At 44.1% G+C, this 15677-nt stretch carries 18 protein-coding genes; 3 read left to right on the top strand and 15 right to left on the bottom strand.

Going from position 1 to position 15677, the window contains the following annotated elements:
• The first annotated feature begins 144 nt into the window (after nt 1-144).
• The gene (locus R7Q39_RS13810) at nt 145-1611 is read left to right on the top strand and encodes a sodium-dependent transporter (protein ID WP_258488631.1); all 1467 of its coding nucleotides are present in this window, start codon (nt 145-147) and stop codon (nt 1609-1611) included.
• Complete coding sequence (locus R7Q39_RS13815) at nt 1608-1703, top strand: MetS family NSS transporter small subunit (RefSeq protein WP_005372963.1); 96 nt, start codon at nt 1608-1610, stop codon at nt 1701-1703. The genes R7Q39_RS13810 and R7Q39_RS13815 overlap by 4 nt, the downstream gene beginning before the upstream one ends.
• Nucleotides 1704-1772: 69 nt before the next feature.
• Here the strand turns inward: R7Q39_RS13815 and R7Q39_RS13820 are convergent, their stop codons facing one another.
• The 15 genes from R7Q39_RS13820 to yceD all read right to left on the bottom strand — a co-directional run bounded on the left by R7Q39_RS13820 (nt 1773) and on the right by yceD (nt 14921).
• The gene (locus R7Q39_RS13820; protein WP_005372960.1) at nt 1773-2174 is read right to left on the bottom strand and encodes a hypothetical protein; all 402 of its coding nucleotides are present in this window, start codon (nt 2172-2174) and stop codon (nt 1773-1775) included.
• 212 nt (nt 2175-2386) lie between these two features.
• A complete protein-coding gene (ptsG, locus tag R7Q39_RS13825) occupies nt 2387-3817 on the bottom strand; it encodes a PTS glucose transporter subunit IIBC (RefSeq protein WP_005372959.1) in 1431 nt (476 codons plus the stop codon).
• A 447-nt stretch (nt 3818-4264) separates the two neighbouring features.
• Nucleotides 4265-5029 carry a TatD family hydrolase gene (locus tag R7Q39_RS13830; protein ID WP_054577648.1) on the bottom strand — a complete coding sequence of 255 codons (765 nt, stop codon included), beginning with the start codon at nt 5027-5029 and terminating at the stop codon, nt 4265-4267.
• Nucleotides 5020-5982 (bottom strand): DNA polymerase III subunit delta', encoded by a 963-nt coding sequence (locus R7Q39_RS13835; RefSeq protein ID WP_054577647.1) that lies wholly within the window; start codon nt 5980-5982, stop codon nt 5020-5022. Before R7Q39_RS13835 ends, R7Q39_RS13830 begins: the two co-directional genes overlap by 10 nt.
• A gap of 24 nt (nt 5983-6006) precedes the next feature.
• Nucleotides 6007-6639 (bottom strand): dTMP kinase, encoded by a 633-nt coding sequence (gene tmk / locus R7Q39_RS13840; RefSeq protein ID WP_005387350.1) that lies wholly within the window; start codon nt 6637-6639, stop codon nt 6007-6009.
• Nucleotides 6636-7652, bottom strand: coding sequence for an endolytic transglycosylase MltG (gene mltG, locus R7Q39_RS13845; protein ID WP_042523092.1), 1017 nt, complete (start codon nt 7650-7652; stop codon nt 6636-6638). Before mltG ends, tmk begins: the two co-directional genes overlap by 4 nt.
• Nucleotides 7649-8464, bottom strand: a complete 816-nt coding sequence (gene pabC / locus R7Q39_RS13850) for an aminodeoxychorismate lyase (protein ID WP_042523095.1) — start codon at nt 8462-8464, stop codon at nt 7649-7651. Before pabC ends, mltG begins: the two co-directional genes overlap by 4 nt.
• A 107-nt stretch (nt 8465-8571) precedes the next feature.
• Nucleotides 8572-9822: a beta-ketoacyl-ACP synthase II gene (fabF, locus tag R7Q39_RS13855; RefSeq protein WP_318076385.1), complete on the bottom strand. Its 1251-nt coding sequence runs from the start codon at nt 9820-9822 to the stop codon at nt 8572-8574.
• A gap of 93 nt (nt 9823-9915) precedes the next feature.
• Nucleotides 9916-10149, bottom strand: coding sequence for an acyl carrier protein (acpP, locus tag R7Q39_RS13860; protein WP_004406112.1), 234 nt, complete (start codon nt 10147-10149; stop codon nt 9916-9918).
• Nucleotides 10150-10395: 246 nt separating this feature from the next.
• A complete protein-coding gene (gene fabG, locus R7Q39_RS13865; RefSeq protein WP_025767222.1) occupies nt 10396-11130 on the bottom strand; it encodes a 3-oxoacyl-ACP reductase FabG in 735 nt (244 codons plus the stop codon).
• Between the two features lie 45 nt (nt 11131-11175).
• Nucleotides 11176-12099 (bottom strand): ACP S-malonyltransferase, encoded by a 924-nt coding sequence (fabD, locus tag R7Q39_RS13870; RefSeq protein ID WP_005387313.1) that lies wholly within the window; start codon nt 12097-12099, stop codon nt 11176-11178.
• A 75-nt stretch (nt 12100-12174) separates the two neighbouring features.
• Complete coding sequence (locus R7Q39_RS13875) at nt 12175-13125, bottom strand: beta-ketoacyl-ACP synthase III (RefSeq protein WP_017821385.1); 951 nt, start codon at nt 13123-13125, stop codon at nt 12175-12177.
• Nucleotides 13126-13130: 5 nt separating this feature from the next.
• Nucleotides 13131-14156, bottom strand: a complete 1026-nt coding sequence (gene plsX, locus R7Q39_RS13880; RefSeq protein WP_017633846.1) for a phosphate acyltransferase PlsX — start codon at nt 14154-14156, stop codon at nt 13131-13133.
• A 10-nt stretch (nt 14157-14166) separates the two neighbouring features.
• Entirely contained in the window at nt 14167-14337 is a 171-nt protein-coding gene (rpmF, locus tag R7Q39_RS13885; RefSeq protein ID WP_005396978.1) for a 50S ribosomal protein L32, read from the bottom strand.
• 59 nt (nt 14338-14396) lie between these two features.
• Nucleotides 14397-14921, bottom strand: a complete 525-nt coding sequence (gene yceD, locus R7Q39_RS13890) for a 23S rRNA accumulation protein YceD (RefSeq protein ID WP_005387307.1) — start codon at nt 14919-14921, stop codon at nt 14397-14399.
• 149 nt (nt 14922-15070) lie between these two features.
• On the opposite strand from yceD, the gene R7Q39_RS13895 reads away from it, so the two are divergent.
• Nucleotides 15071-15652, top strand: coding sequence for a Maf family protein (locus R7Q39_RS13895; RefSeq protein ID WP_005380845.1), 582 nt, complete (start codon nt 15071-15073; stop codon nt 15650-15652).
• Nucleotides 15653-15677 lie beyond the last annotated feature (25 nt).

Consider the following 15677-nt stretch of genomic DNA (forward strand, 5'->3'; position numbering starts at 1 on the left):
ATAGCTCTATAAAATTATAAGAAGTTAGAATTAAGGATAGAAAAGCTGATGGATAACAGCGGTCCTTTCTTCCAACTGTTGGCGCAATTATTACTGTGTTACGTAGAGAGCTTCATTCCTCAGGGAGTCTTATAGGAGTCAAATATGAAGCGAGAACAATGGGGATCCCGGGCGGGATTCATCTTAGCAGCAGTTGGGTCTGCTATCGGTTTGGGAAACATTTGGCGTTTCCCATACATGGCCTATGAAAACGGTGGCGGCGCATTTTTTATTCCTTACATTTTTGCCATGATCACTGCCGGTATTCCATTTATGATCCTTGAGTTCAGTATGGGACAAAAATACCGAGGCTCGGCACCAAAAACACTTGCGAAAATTCATTCTAAATTTGAATGGCTTGGCTGGTTCCAAGTTGGTGTGGCTGCAGTTATTGCCGTTTACTATGTGGCTGTTATCGGTTGGTCGATTTCTTACTTTGGGTTGTCGTTCACTCAAGGTTGGGGAACCGATACCAACGCATTTTTCTTTAGTGAATACCTAAAGCTAGGTGACAACTCACCAACAGACTTAGGCAGTATTCAATGGAAGATTGCTTTATCCATGGTAATTGCTTGGGCAATTACTTACACCGCCATTGCCAAAGGCGTGAAATCAGGAATTGAACGAGCATCTAAAATTATGATGCCAATCCTATTCTTGATGGTGATTTTCTTAATCGGACGTATGATTTTCTTGCCAGGAGCTCTAGATGGCGTGAACTACATGTTCGAACCCGATTTCAGCAAAATTTGGGATGTGAAAGTATGGGCAGCGGCATATGGTCAGATCTTCTTTACGCTAAGTATCGGCTTCGCCATCATGCTAGCTTACTCTAGCTACCTACCAGAAAAGTCAGACATAACGAATAACGCGTTTATGACCGTGTTGATCAACTGTGGCTTCTCGATCCTAGCCGGCATCATGATCTTCTCAGTATTGGGTTACATGGCTCAAGAGCAAGGTAAGCCGTTAACAGAGGTGGTATCTGCAGGCGTTGGCTTGGCTTTTGTTACTTTACCTGCGGCAATTAACCTACTACCTGCCCCATATATTCTTGGTCCACTGTTCTTCTTTGCACTGGTGGTTGCTGGTCTAAGTTCGCATATTTCAATTATGGAAGCCGTAACTTCAGCCATTATCGACAAGCTGAAGTGGAGCCGTAAAAAAGCTGCAAATGTTGTGATTGGTATTGGCTTCGTTGTCTCTATGGCGTTTGCTACCAATGGCGGTCTGCTGCTACTCGATCTAGTAGACCACTTTGCAAACAACGTTGGCATCATGGTTGGTGGTCTGGTTGAGATTGTCTTGATGGCGTGGCTATTGAAGCGCGTGCCAGAAGTACGTAATTACGTTAACGAGCGCTCTGATTTCTCTGTTGGTCAATGGTTCGAGATCTGCTTACGCTTCGTTACATCAATCATGCTCGCCATTATCTTAGCGACCAAGCTATACGCCCTAATTACTGAAGGCTACGGTGGCTATGATCTAACTTTAGGCTGGGCACTTATCGCCGCACTCTTTATCTTTGGTCTAGTGATCAACGCAGTGAACCGCAAGGAGACAGCAAAATGACAATCAGCGCAATTATTATGATGGTTATTGGTTTAGGTATCACTTGGGGCGGCGCTGCCGTTTGCATCAAGCGAGCCATGGATAAACAATAGAACGTTAAGTTCCACATAAAAAAACGCCGGTAGTTACCGGCGTTTTTTTATACATACATTAGTTCAATTCTAGAAACTGTACTTGATGCCAACGGCGCCGCCAAGTTGCAAGTCAGCACCTTTGTAAAGATCTAGCTCTGGGTGTATTTGACCATAAAGGTCCCAGCCGCGTGATAAATCCCAGTTCACACCAAGTGGTACTCTCACACCAAACTCGTCATCCCATTCATACCAGCCACCAACGCCGACATACCAAGTCACAGGCATGTTTTGATCGAATGTTCCACGCTTAGCGATGTAATCAAACGCCATACCATCGTTTCCGATAATGCCACGATATTTGTTATCTAACTCTACAACAACACTTAATTGTTGATCGACAGCCATACCAACTGATAGATCCGTTGGTTCGCTTGCCGCCATTGCCGTACTAGAAACTAGTCCCAAAACTAAAATGAATTTGTTCTTCATACACGTTATCAATTATTCAAAAAAACATTATTCGCTATTCAAACATAATGGCATATCAATATGTCAACGATGGGTAAGCTCGATGTATGAAAAAGCTGACAAAAGTAAAGATGAGTTTAGGATCACACTAAAAAGGAACTGTCAGTTAATAAAATAGGAACTAAAAAAGGAGGCCGAAGCCTCCTTTTATGCATTACTATGAATGACTGCGATTAACCGTGGTTACGAATCCACTCATCCATTTCAGTTTTTAGGTTATCAGACTTAGTACCGAAGATAGCCTGTACACCACCAGCTACAACTACAACACCAGCAGCGCCTAGTTGTTTTAGCTTGTCTTGGTCAACAGCTGCTGTATCTGCAACTGCTACACGTAGACGTGTGATACATGCATCTAGACCAGTAATGTTAGCTTTACCGCCAAACGCTGCAACCAGTTCACCGCCCATATCAGAGCCAGAAGTTACAGCTGCACTTTCCGTTTCATCTTCACGGCCAGGTGTTTTTAGATCAAGCGCTGTGATTACACCACGGAACACTACGTAGTAAATTACTGCGTAAACTAGACCAACGGCAATCATTAGCACCATCTTCTGAGCGTTACCAGATAGAACTAGGAAGTCGATCAGACCGTGAGAGAAAGAAGTACCGTGTACAAAGCCTAGAGTGTTCGAAACGATGTATGCAGAACCAGCTAGTAGAGCGTGGATACCGTATAGTAGTGGAGCAACGAATAGGAATGAGAATTCGATTGGCTCAGTAATACCAGTTAGGAATGAAGTCAGTGCAGCTGACGCCATGATACCCATTACTTTTGCACGGTTTTCTGGTTTAGCACAATGAGCAATTGCGATTGCTGCAGCTGGTAGACCGAACATCTTGAACATGTAACCACCCGCTAGCTGACCGAAGCCATTACCAGCAGCACGAGATGCTTCATCAGCAACTAGGTAACAAGTTAGTACACCATTTTGAGCTTCACCGGCAGCGTTAACACAGGAACCTGCTTCGAAGAAGAACGGTACGTTCCATACGTGGTGTAGACCGAATGGGATTAGAGAACGCTCAACAACACCGTAGATACCGAATGCTAGCTGTGGGTTTTGGTGTGCAGCCCAATCAGAGAATGCAGAAATTGCACCGCCAATTGGTGGCCAGATAACAGAAAGGATAACACCTAGGATGATCGCAGCAAAACCAGTGATGATTGGCACTGCGCGCTTACCAGCGAAGAAGCCAAGGTACTCTGGAAGTTGGATTTTGAAGAAACGGTTGAATGCCCAAGCAGCCACACCACCGACAAGGATACCACCTAGTACACCTGTATCGATTTTCTCAACACCCATAACGCCCGCCATTACACCTAGCGTTGCCGTCATGATGCCGTAACCAACGATAGCTGCAAGACCTGCAACACCGTCGTTGTTAGTGAAGCCTAGAGCTACACCTACTGCAAATAGAAGTGCCATTTGGCCGAATACTGAACCACCAGCTTGTTCCATAAGATTAGAAACGATCTCTGGAATAAAGCTTAGATGGGCAGCACCCACACCTAATAAAATACCTGCAACTGGTAAAACTGATACTGGAAGCATCAGAGCCTTACCAACTTTTTGCAGGTTAGCAAAAAGGTTCTTAAACATGTTTATGCTCCTGATAAATTTATAAGTATTATTTGGGCACTAACGGCACACCCCCGTAGCCTAAAGGTTAGCACCCAATGAAAATGTAACCACAACTGCATTATATTTTCCGGCTCTAAATATATATTGATGACCCTCAAACTTTCCACACAGTTACGAAATTTAGTTTCAAAACAAGTCTTGGATCACACCCAAAAACAGCCGATGAAAAGGTTTGCATTGCACTTATATTACTGTTTTATAAAGAATTAATTATTTATATAATTAATTTTAAGGCGTAAATAAAATACGCCTCAATGTTATTTTTAGTAACAAAATTACATTTGTGATTTTTGAATGTTATTAAATCAACATTTTTAGTAAACATTAAACTCGTGAGCGTATCTGTTGTTTTTATCAACAAAAAAGGAGCCTAAGCTCCTTTTTTATGCTCTTATTATTTTTTCATCACAAAAAAAGATTTCGGAAGTTTTCGGTGGTTTTTTGTGCCACTTCAGAAAGAGAGCACGATTTGAGTTGCGCAATATAAGAAGCGACTTCGACAACGTAAGCGGGTTGATTCTCTTTGCCACGATGAGGGACAGGAGCCAAGTAAGGAGAATCTGTCTCAATAAGAAGCTTCTCTAAAGGTAGAGTCTTCACCACTTCTTTTAACTCTGTAGCTTGACGGAAAGTAACAATCCCCGAGATAGAAATATAAAACCCCAGCTCCAGTGCAGCTTCAGCAAATGGAAGATCTTCTGTAAAACAGTGGATAACACCACCACATTTCTCTGCCCCACCCTTACGCAAAATATCTAGAGTATCCGCACGTGCGTTTCTGGTATGGATAATTAAAGGTTTGTTGAGCTCCACTGCAAGATCAACGTGTTGCTCAAAGCGCTCTTTCTGTAACGCGGCCGTTTCGGGCTTGTAATGATAATCTAAACCCGTTTCGCCAATAGCGACGACTTTTGCATTCGACGCATGGTGGCGCAATACGTCCATCGAAAAGTCGCTTTCAACATCAAGTGGGTGCACACCGCACGAAGCATAAACATTGTCATAAGGCTCGATCATTTCCATCATTTTCGGGAAAGAATCCAGCGTTACTCCAACAGAAAGTAGCTCAGTTACGTTTGCTTGTTTAGCTTTGTTAATAACGTCTTCCACATTGATGTGGAGATCGTCGTAATTCAATTTGTCTAAATGACAATGAGAATCTACGAACATAATGCCTCTCGTGATTCAATTAACCAATTCATTGATAGTAGTTCAAGGTTCAGGCCAGGAAAGGCTTGCACCTGAGCTTTCAGGTTCATCAGCGCCTTCGCTGATGAGTACAAACCGTTATAGTTGTCCGGTTGAAACTTTGTCGCGCCCGGAAGCATTTGAGCTTCTGATACACCAAACTGCGCTTTCTGAGCATCTGTCAGTAAATACCATGCCCAGTCTAATGATTGCTCTGAGTGTTTAGCGATTAAAGAAGCACACTCAGAAACGTCTGAAACAGGCGAAGACATTGCCTTAATAAAACTGCGTTCAAAAGCCAAGTAAGCTTCGAGCTCACCATTATTTAACGCATCCAATGTTTTTATTGGAGAGCCCATATTCAGTTTTAAGGCATAAGCAGGAACTTGCTTCGCCCCTTGTTCGTGCATCCATTGCATCGCTTGTTCCGCTGACGGAGGCGCAACAACCCAGTGTTGGCAACGGCTACGAATCGTTGGGAGCAGACGCTCCTGATTGTGGGTAACGAGCAAAAACAAGCACTTTGCCCCAGGCTCTTCTAGCGTCTTTAACAGCGCATTCGATGCCGACTCGTTCATAGAGTCCGCCGGTTCTATTACAAATAGGCGGTAACCATTAAGCTGAGATGATTCCTGAGCAAGACGGTTACAAGCGCGAATTTGGTCCACCGTTATCGCCTTTCCTTCTTTCTCTGGCTTGATCCAGTGTAAATCAGGGTGGTTTTGAGATTGATTTAGCTGGCAGCTATGACAAAAACCGCATGCTTCACTCGCGTAATTTTGGCAAAGAAGTACTTGGCTAAAAAACTCGATAAGTTTTTCGATGCCCAAGCCCTGCTCGCTTTGTAATAAAAGCGCACCTGGTATTCTGTCCGACTCTAACCCTACTTTGAGGTTATCCCATATTGGCTGTAGCCATGGATAATCATTTAACATGAGTCACCTAAATTTACGTTTCACTTATTGACGAGCTAGCCACTCGTTTAGAGCGTCCCGAATATCACGCGACACGCCTTCAATCGTCTGTTCTGCGTTAATGATAACGATGGAAGGATCGGCATGAGCAATCTCCAAATAACGCTCACGTGTACGCTCGAAGAAACTAATATCCATCTTCTCTATACGATCTAACTCACCACGCCCACGTGCACGCTCAAGCCCAACACGAGGGTCAATATCCATATAGAGAGTGAGAGCAGGTTTAAAATCACCAAGCGTTGTATCCCGGAGATTTTTCATTAACGATGCGTCAATCTGACGGCCACCACCTTGATAAGCTTGCGACGACATATCGTGTCGGTCACCAACCACCCACTGACCGTTTTCCAAAGCTGGTTTGATCACGTTCTCAACCAACTGAACACGTGCAGCGTACAGAAGAAGCAACTCCGTCATGTCCTTAAGTTCTTCGCCTTCGTGCTCTTCTTTCACCAGAGCGCGCATTTTTTCTGCTAGCGGTGTGCCTCCTGGCTCACGGGTATTTACGATATCCTCAATACCGGCCGCTTTTAGCGTATCTAAAACGGTTTTAATCGCAGTGCTTTTACCCGCGCCTTCTAGGCCTTCAACGACAATAAAGTTTGCTTTCATCATTTGTTCTTTCTTAGTTCTCTTAAATAGGCACGAACAGCACGGTTGTGCTCAGCAAGGGATTTCGAAAATACATGTCCGCCCTTTCCACTTGCTACAAAATATAAATAGTTGCTGCTTTCTGGATTCAAAGCCGCTTCAATGGAAGCTTCACCAGCCATCGCAATCGGTGTTGGTGGCAAACCATTGATGGTATAGGTGTTATATGGTGTCGGCGTACGCAAATCTTTCTTACGAATGTTGCCATCGTAGGCGTCACCCATACCATAAATAACTGTCGGATCAGTTTGTAACCGCATGCGTTTGTTCAATCGGTTGATAAACACAGAAGCGACGCGCTCACGCTCAGAATCAATAGCCGTCTCTTTCTCGATGATAGACGCGAGAATCAAGGCTTCATATTTGTCCTGTAATGGCAGCTTTTCTTGACGCGCTTCCCAGTTAGCATCCAGTATTTTATTGAGTTTTCGATGCGCTCGTTTTAATAACTGGCTTTCACTCGCACCCGCTGTGTAATGGTAGGTTTCTGCTAAAAACAACCCTTCTAGCTTTTCTCTCTCAATTCCGAGCTTCGCAGCCATTTCTTTTTCTGAAAGATCGGTTAAATCATGCTTTAAATAAGGAGCACTTTTTAGTTGATCTACCCATTCAGAAAAGCGGCTGCCTTCAACAAAAGTGATCGCAAACTGGTATTCTTTTCCAGTATTCAGATGCTCCAATGTTTGCGAAAGTGACATACCAGGCTCAAGTTGGTAAGTACCCGCTCGCACTTGCAACAATTCTGGATATAAGTGAGGAATTAAACGGATGTACTCCGATGTTTCAATCACCTCACCTTCAACTAAGGCGCGCATGACATGATGAAAGCTTGTACCACTTTCTACAGTAAACAGCTGAGGTTGTTCCAATAGAATAGGCTTTTCAACGTATTGTTTAGCCTGTGAAATTATATAAAAAACAGCTGCTGCGCCTATCACTGCGATCAGCACAACAAAAGCCAACAGTTTTTTAATCACGTAGTTAAATTCCCTTGCAGTCGTTGAGTCAATTTTCCTATCGGAAATATAGTCTTAGAGTTCGATGTCACTATGCTGCGAATAGGTGCGACACCTAATATTGAGTTACACATGAAAGCCTCGTCAGCACTCAGCAAATCTGGAAGTATAAAACGCCCCTCGATGACTTCAATATGACTTACTTTAAGTAACTCAAGCACCTTACGACGCATTACGCCCGTAACGCCTGATAAGGTCAGCTCCGGCGTAAATACTTTATTACCTTTAACCCAAAAAAGGTTGGCCATTGTAGTTTCAATGACATGGTTTTGCACATTTAACGTTATTGCATCTGCAAACTCTGTATTGTCGATTTCAGCCTTGGCGAGAATCTGCTCTAAACGGTTGTTGTGCTTATGTCCCGCAAGTAAAGGTTGAATCCCTAGACGAGTATTACAAACGCCCAAGTCCACACCTTGTTCTTGCCAAGATGAATAATGAGAAGGAAATGCAAAATTGGAAATCGTCACGATAGGGCCTTTAATCCCATTAGGGCTATACCCTCGCCCGCCAATACCGCGGCTAACGTGAATCTTCACCCCCGCTCGTGCGTCAGATAAAACCGCTTTGCTTGCCCAACCATGCACAACTTTCCAGTCAGGTGAAGAGATCTTCAAAGCGTCAAGGCAAGCACTCATGCGCTCAGTATGCTCCTGCCAGTAAACCAACTCTCCATTTTGGGTCAGGATGGTGGTAAAGCCTCCATCACCGTATTGGAATGAGCGATCACCTAGCTCTACATGCGTTTGCGGAACTCCATTTACCCAAAACATTCACGTACCTTCAAATTAGCAGACAACAAATAAAACAAAACGGCTCAATGCTAAGCATCGAGCCGTTAGAATACAAGTTTCGCTTATCTAAATAAGGTTAGATAGTGTTACTCAGCGAACTTTTTGAAGATCAAAGAACCGTTTGTACCACCAAAGCCAAACGAGTTACAGATAGCGTATTCCATACCTTCAACTTTGCGCGCAGTGTGCGGCACAAGGTCGATGTCTAGACCTTCTTCTGGATCATCAAGGTTAATCGTTGGTGGAACGATTTGGTCAACCAAAGACATAACCGTGATAATTGCTTCAACAGAGCCTGCTGCACCTAATAGGTGACCAGTCATAGACTTAGTTGATGATACAAGTACTTTCTTCGCACCTTCTTCACCAAGAGCACGTTTCACGCCCTTGATTTCTGCAACGTCGCCAGCAGGAGTAGATGTACCGTGAGCATTCACATAACCTACTTGGGTACCTGTGATGTTCGCGTCACGCATTGCCGCTTCCATCGCAAGTGCACCACCAGAGCCATCTTCGCTTGGAGAAGTCATGTGGTAAGCATCACCAGACATACCAAAACCAACCAGTTCTGCGTAAATCTTCGCGCCACGTGCTTTTGCGTGTTCGTACTCTTCAAGCACCATCATGCCAGCACCATCACCTAGAACAAAACCATCACGGCCTTTATCCCATGGGCGAGACGCTTTTTGAGGCTCTTCATTACGAGTAGATAGTGCTTTAGCTGCACCGAAGCCAGCCATGCCAAGAGGCGTAGAAGCTTTTTCTGCACCACCAGCAACCATCGCATCTGCATCGCCGTAGGCAATCATACGTGCTGCATGGCCGATATTATGCAGGCCAGTAGTACATGCGGTAGAAATCGCGATATTTGGACCACGGAGACCACGCATGATAGATAGGTTACCTGCAACCATGTTTACAATGGTCGAAGGAACAAAAAATGGGCTAACTTTGCGAGGGCCTTTGTCTACTAATGCAGTATGGCCAGTTTCGATAAGGTCAAGACCGCCAATGCCTGAGCCGATAGCAACACCAACTCGAGCCGCATTTTCTTCGGTAATTTGTAAGCCAGAGTTATCAAGAGCTTGAATACCCGCTGCAATGCCGTACTGGATGAAAAGGTCCATCTTACGAGCATCTTTTTTAGACATGTACTCTGTGCAATCGAAATCTTTAACAAGACCTGCAAAACGAGTTGAGAAGTTCGTAGTATCAAAGTGCTCGATATTTACGATACCACTTTGACCTTCTAGCAGGGCTTTCCAAGATGATTCTACTGTGTTGCCTACCGGTGACAACATACCCATGCCAGTGACAACTACACGACGCTTGGACACGATATAATTCTCCGGGAATTGAATATTTCTATGAGAGGATAGAAGAAGTTAGAAAGAACACAGGCGGTCTAGGAGACCGCCTGGGAGAGCTAATTACTGAGCGCTGTTTACGTAGTCGATTGCAGCTTGAACAGTAGTGATCTTCTCAGCTTCTTCGTCAGGAATCTCAGTGTCGAATTCCTCTTCTAGAGCCATAACTAGTTCTACAGTGTCTAGAGAATCAGCACCTAGATCATCAACGAAAGAAGCTTCGTTTTTAACTTCTGCTTCGTCTACACCTAGCTGTTCAACAATGATTTTCTTTACGCGTTCTTCGATGTTGCTCATTTTTCTTTTCCTTTACAGATTTCGCCTAATGCGATGATTCCGTAGTTTATTCGAACTATTGAAAGTTGCAAGGGGGTCCTTGCTGGTCAAACCACAAAATTAGCGAATTTAACCGAATTTCAATACATTTTTGACTTAAATCATGCACAAATCTTGCGCATAAGCATGACAAGTTCATGACAGTTAACTGCAACTATAGGCTATTTTTCACAATGTAAAATAGCTTATTTTGCATAAACTGTCGCATTAAACCATGTACATGCCACCATTTACATGCAAAGTTTCACCAGTAATGTACGCTGCTTCAGGAGAAGCAAGGAAAACTACTGCTGATGCAATTTCACGTGGGTCACCTAAACGACCTGCTGGCACGTTCGACAAAGTTGCCGCACGTTGGTCATCACTTAGCGCCTTAGTCATGTCAGTTTCGATGAAACCAGGAGCAACAGTGTTCACTGTTACACCACGAGACGCAACTTCACGAGCCATTGATTTAGTAAAACCAATCACGCCCGCTTTCGCTGCTGCGTAGTTAGTTTGACCAGCATTACCCATGGTACCAACAACAGAGCCTACGTTGATGATACGACCCGCACGTTTTTTCATCATACCGCGTAAAACCGCTTTAGACATGCGGTAGATAGGCGTTAGGTTGGTATCGATGATGTCGTTCCACTCATCATCTTTCATGCGCATCAATAGGTTGTCACGAGTAATACCAGCGTTATTCACCAGAATATCGATCACACCAAATTCTTCGTTGATCGTTTTTAATGTCGCTTCGATAGACTCGACATCAGTCACGTTAAGCGCTAAGCCTTTACCGTTATCACCAAGATACTCGCTGATAGCAGCCGCACCACTTTCAGAAGTAGCAGTACCGATAACCGTAGCACCTCGCTCGACAAGAAGTTCCGCGATCGCGCGGCCAATACCACGGCTTGCGCCGGTAACTAGCGCGATCTTACCTTCTAGATTCATCATGTTGTGTTTCCTTTTCTTATCGCAAATTTATCGCTTGATGGATTACTTCGCAGCGTCTAGCGATGCGATATCATTCACTGCTGCTGCAGTTAGCGTTTTCACGATACGTTTTGTTAGACCTGTTAAAACTTTACCAGGACCAAGCTCAAGAAGATTTTCTACGCCTTGTTCGTGCATCAGTTCAACTGTTTCAGTCCAACGAACTGGGCTATGTAGCTGACGAACAAGCGCATCTTTGATTTTTGCAGGATCTGTCTCAGCAACCACATCAACGTTGTTGATAACTGGCAGCTGTGGTGAGTTAAATTCGATAGACTCAAGAGCTACAGCAAGTTTTTCCGCTGCTGGCTTCATAAGTGCACAGTGTGAAGGTACTGAAACAGGAAGAGGAAGCGCACGCTTCGCACCAGCTTCTTTACATAGCGCACCAGCTCGCTCTACTGCGTCTTTGCTACCAGCGATAACGACTTGACCAGGCGAGTTAAAGTTTACTGGAGAGACCACTTCGCCTTGCGCTGCGTCTTCACACGCTTTTGCAATCGCATCATCAGCCAAACCGATAATCGCGTACATTGCGCCAGTACCAGCTGGTACTGCTTCTTGCATAAGTTGACCACGTAATTCAACCAGCTTGATGGCTTCTTTAAAGTCGATAACACCCGCACATACAAGTGCTGAGTACTCACCTAGGCTGTGACCGGCTAGGTTTGCTGGTTGCTCTAAGCCAAGTTCCTGCCATACACGCCAGATTGCAACAGATGAAGCTAGCAAAGCTGGTTGAGTACGGAAAGTCTCGTTTAAATCTTCTGCAGGTCCATTTTGAACAAGCGCCCATAGATCGTAACCTAGTGCGTCAGATGCTTCTGCAAATGTTTGTTTTACTACGTCATATTGTTCGCCTAGTTCTGCAAGCATACCTACAGCTTGAGAACCTTGACCTGGAAATACGATAGCAAACTTGCTCATGTTGTTTTCCTTTAAGCAAAGTAAAAAGAAATAAGATGCACCAAGTGCACCTTAAATTTTGAATTCTTGTGAAACTTAGAACTTCACAAGGGCCGAGCCCCAAGTGAATCCGCCGCCAAACGCTTCAAGAAGCAGAGTTTGACCGCGTTTAATACGACCATCACGTACCGCTTCATCTAGTGCTGTTGGCACCGTCGCAGCTGATGTGTTGCCGTGTTTATCAAGTGTAATCACGACTTGGTCTAGTGACATCGAAAGTTTCTTCGCTGTCGCTGAAATAATGCGGTAGTTCGCTTGGTGCGGCACTAGCCAGTCTAGTTCAGACTTATGCATGTTGTTGGCTTCAAGCGTATCTTTTACTAGTTTCGATAGCTGAGTTACAGCGACTTTGAATACTTCGTTCCCAGCCATATGAAGCCATTTATCCGCATCTTGCCCCCGCACAGGTACAGGTAGGCTTAGAAGCTCTCCGAATTGACCATCCGAGTATATGTGGGTAGAGATAATGCCAGGCTCTTGGCTAGCGCCTACGACAACGGCTCCGGCACCATCACCAAATAGGATAATGGTTGAACGGTCTGTCGGATCACACGTTTTAGACAAAGCATCTGAACCAATCACAAGTACGTTTTTGCACATACCAGATTTGATATGTTGGTCTGCAACAGATAATGCGTACACAAAACCAGAACAAGCAGCGGCTAAGTCAAAAGCTGGACAACCTTTAATGCCAAGCTTTGCCTGCACCTGACACGCAGATGAAGGGAAAGTATGGCTACTGCTCGTTGTGGCTACGATAATCAGGTCGATATCGTTTTTATCAATACCCGCCATATCGATAGCGTTTTCAGCTGCGTAGAATGCCATGTCTGCTACAGTTTCGTTTTCTGCAGCAATTCGACGCTCTTTAATACCCGTGCGAGCAACGATCCACTCATCACTTGTATCTACCATTTTCTCTAGATCTGCGTTTGTACGCACCTGAGATGGCAGGTAGCTGCCAGTACCTAAAATTTTGCTATACATGAAGACTAATAATGCCTCTCGAGTAAAACCGCTTCCAAACGATCGCTAATACGGCTTGGTACTTGTCGTTTGACCTCGTGTACTGCCTCGCCAAGTGCATTGACAATCGCAGATACATCCGCACTTCCATGGCTTTTTATGACAATGCCGCGCAATCCTAGCAAACTTGCGCCGTTATACTGGTCGGGGTTCAGTGTTTTTAGTTCATTAAACAGCCTAGAAAACAACTTTCTAGCTATCCAACCCTTTATCGTTGATGCCATTATGCTGGTTTTAATTTTTTCGATAAAAAGTTGAGCTGTTCCCTCACTGGCTTTTAAGCATACGTTGCCGACAAATCCATCACAAACAATGACGTCCGCAACATCATGCAAAATTTGATTACCTTCAATATAACCGACAAAGTTAATCGCATCGGTCTGAGAAAGCATTTCTGCGCAACGTTTGACTAAATCGTTACCTTTAATCTCTTCTGCGCCAATATTGAGTACAGCAACGCGAGGAGGACGACCCAAGTGTTCTTCAGCTAATGCACTGCCCATTACAGCAAATTGGAACAAGCTATCAGCATCGCACGATACATTCGCCCCCAGATCCAGCATCCAAGTACGCTTTCCGGTAATCGTCGGTAAAGCGGAAACTAAAGCAGGACGTTCAATGCCAGGAAGTAACTTAAGAATGAAACGCGATAGTGCCATTAATGCACCGGTGTTGCCACCACTAACACAAGCATCCGCTTTCTGCTCAGAAACCAAATCGATAGCCATACGCATAGAACTATTTTGGCTATTACGTAACGCCAATGAAGGTTTTTCTGAGTTCGAGATAACTTTCTCGCTGTGAAGAATAGTCAAGCGGGAACTGGTCGAGGTACCGAGTTGAGATAATTGAGACGTGATCAGAGATTGATCACCAATAAGAATCACTTTTAGCTCTGGGAAATGAGACAGTGCCTGCACGGCGGCAGGCACTGTTACGCGTGGACCGAAATCCCCGCCCATTGCATCAAGTGCAACGGTAATACTTTGCAAAGGTTCAACCTTACTTGTTGATAACCTTTTGACCACGGTAGTAACCTTCAGCAGTTACGTTGTGGCGTAGGTGAGTTTCACCAGAAGTCGCGTCTACAGATAGAGCAGCTGTAGTTAGCGCATCGTGTGAACGACGCATACCGCGCTTAGAACGAGTTTTACGGTTTTTCTGTACGGCCATTGACCCTACTCCTATACTATTGGGTTAAAAACCTGAAGAAGAATCGGCTACCACACCTATTACTTTTTCAGACTTTTCAAAACGTCGAATGGATTCGGTTTTTCTTCCTCAATTTCTTCAGGAATCTCACCAAAAACCATGTTATTTGAATCAACGCTACAATCCGCTTCATCGTGCATCGCAATTTGAGGTAATGCTAAGATGAACTCGTCTTCAACAAGTTGTATGAGGTCTAATTCACCATATTCATTTAGATCTACCAAATCATAAATTTCTGGTGCTTCCTGTTCTGTTTTCTCACCGTAGTAAGGAGTAGAAAGGAATTCAACTTCGCACTCATGTGCGAATACCTCATTACAACGCTGACACTCTAAATCGACTTCGATGTTAGCTTTACCAGAGATAACAACGAGTCGCTGTTCATCCATCCCAAATGACAATGAGACTTCTGCGTCGCGTTTTACGCCTTCAGTTGTTTCCACTAAGCGCTTGAAAAGACTAGCTTGGATGATGCCATCGTAATCCAATCGTTTCTGTGCAGCTTTAGCTGGGTCAACCGTTCGCGGTATTTTTACCTTTTGCATAGGGCGCGAATATTATCTTCCAAATCAAAATTAGTCAAAGAAAAAGGCAAAAAAGTTGTACTTTTTTACGCTTAACATACAGAGCATTAGCCAGAATCATTTTTGATCTATTATCCTATTGGAAATGCTCCCACGAATTGTAATTCAAAATGAAAAATTACCAACTGGTTTTAGCCTCAACCTCCCCTTTTCGTAAACAACTGCTTGAAAAGCTCTCACTACCATTCGTTTGTTTATCACCTGATTGCGATGAAACACCTTTTGACCAAGAAACGCCAACTGAACTTGTGCAGAGACTGGCCCAAGAGAAAGCAATATCTTGCCAGACGGATAAAGCAAGTTTAGTTATCGGCAGTGACCAAGTTTGTGTCATTAATGGTGAAATCGTTGGCAAGCCTTTAAATAGAGATAACGCGATAAATCAACTTTTGGCTCAAAGTGGAAAAGTCATCACTTTCTATACTGGTCTTGCGGTACATAACACCGTGACAAACCATACAGAAGTCGGCTTTGATTCTTTCGAGGTGCACTTTAGAGATTTAACGCTTGAACAAATCGAACGCTACGTCGACAGGGAAGAACCTTTTTACTGCGCAGGCAGCTTTAAAAGCGAAGGCATGGGAATTTGTTTGTTTACGAAATTAGTTGGTAAAGACCCGAACACACTTGTCGGACTACCATTGATTGATTTGATTGATATGTTGCATGTTCAAGGACTCGATGTCCTTTAACCCAAATACGATAAAAGGGAGCCAC

The sequence above is a fragment of the Vibrio sp. 947 genome (assembly GCF_033339115.1).
GTDB classification, from domain to species: domain Bacteria; phylum Pseudomonadota; class Gammaproteobacteria; order Enterobacterales; family Vibrionaceae; genus Vibrio; species Vibrio alginolyticus.

Bases quoted from the DNA above. Each gene is read 5' to 3' on its own strand.
- R7Q39_RS13810 (WP_258488631.1), top strand. From the start codon at position 145: ATGAAGCGAGAACAATGGGGATCCCGGGCGGGATTCATCTTAGCAGCA.
- R7Q39_RS13815 (WP_005372963.1), top strand. From the start codon at position 1,608: ATGACAATCAGCGCAATTATTATGATGGTTATTGGTTTAGGTATCACT.
- R7Q39_RS13820 (WP_005372960.1), bottom strand. From the start codon at position 2,174: ATGAAGAACAAATTCATTTTAGTTTTGGGACTAGTTTCTAGTACGGCA.
- ptsG (WP_005372959.1), bottom strand. From the start codon at position 3,817: ATGTTTAAGAACCTTTTTGCTAACCTGCAAAAAGTTGGTAAGGCTCTG.
- R7Q39_RS13830 (WP_054577648.1), bottom strand. From the start codon at position 5,029: ATGTTCGTAGATTCTCATTGTCATTTAGACAAATTGAATTACGACGAT.
- R7Q39_RS13835 (WP_054577647.1), bottom strand. From the start codon at position 5,982: ATGTTAAATGATTATCCATGGCTACAGCCAATATGGGATAACCTCAAA.
- tmk (WP_005387350.1), bottom strand. From the start codon at position 6,639: ATGATGAAAGCAAACTTTATTGTCGTTGAAGGCCTAGAAGGCGCGGGT.
- pabC (WP_042523095.1), bottom strand. From the start codon at position 8,464: ATGTTTTGGGTAAATGGAGTTCCGCAAACGCATGTAGAGCTAGGTGAT.
- acpP (WP_004406112.1), bottom strand. From the start codon at position 10,149: ATGAGCAACATCGAAGAACGCGTAAAGAAAATCATTGTTGAACAGCTA.
- fabG (WP_025767222.1), bottom strand. From the start codon at position 11,130: ATGAATCTAGAAGGTAAGATCGCGCTAGTTACCGGCGCAAGCCGTGGT.
- fabD (WP_005387313.1), bottom strand. From the start codon at position 12,099: ATGAGCAAGTTTGCTATCGTATTTCCAGGTCAAGGTTCTCAAGCTGTA.
- R7Q39_RS13875 (WP_017821385.1), bottom strand. From the start codon at position 13,125: ATGTATAGCAAAATTTTAGGTACTGGCAGCTACCTGCCATCTCAGGTG.
- rpmF (WP_005396978.1), bottom strand. From the start codon at position 14,337: ATGGCCGTACAGAAAAACCGTAAAACTCGTTCTAAGCGCGGTATGCGT.
- yceD (WP_005387307.1), bottom strand. From the start codon at position 14,921: ATGCAAAAGGTAAAAATACCGCGAACGGTTGACCCAGCTAAAGCTGCA.
- R7Q39_RS13895 (WP_005380845.1), top strand. From the start codon at position 15,071: ATGAAAAATTACCAACTGGTTTTAGCCTCAACCTCCCCTTTTCGTAAA.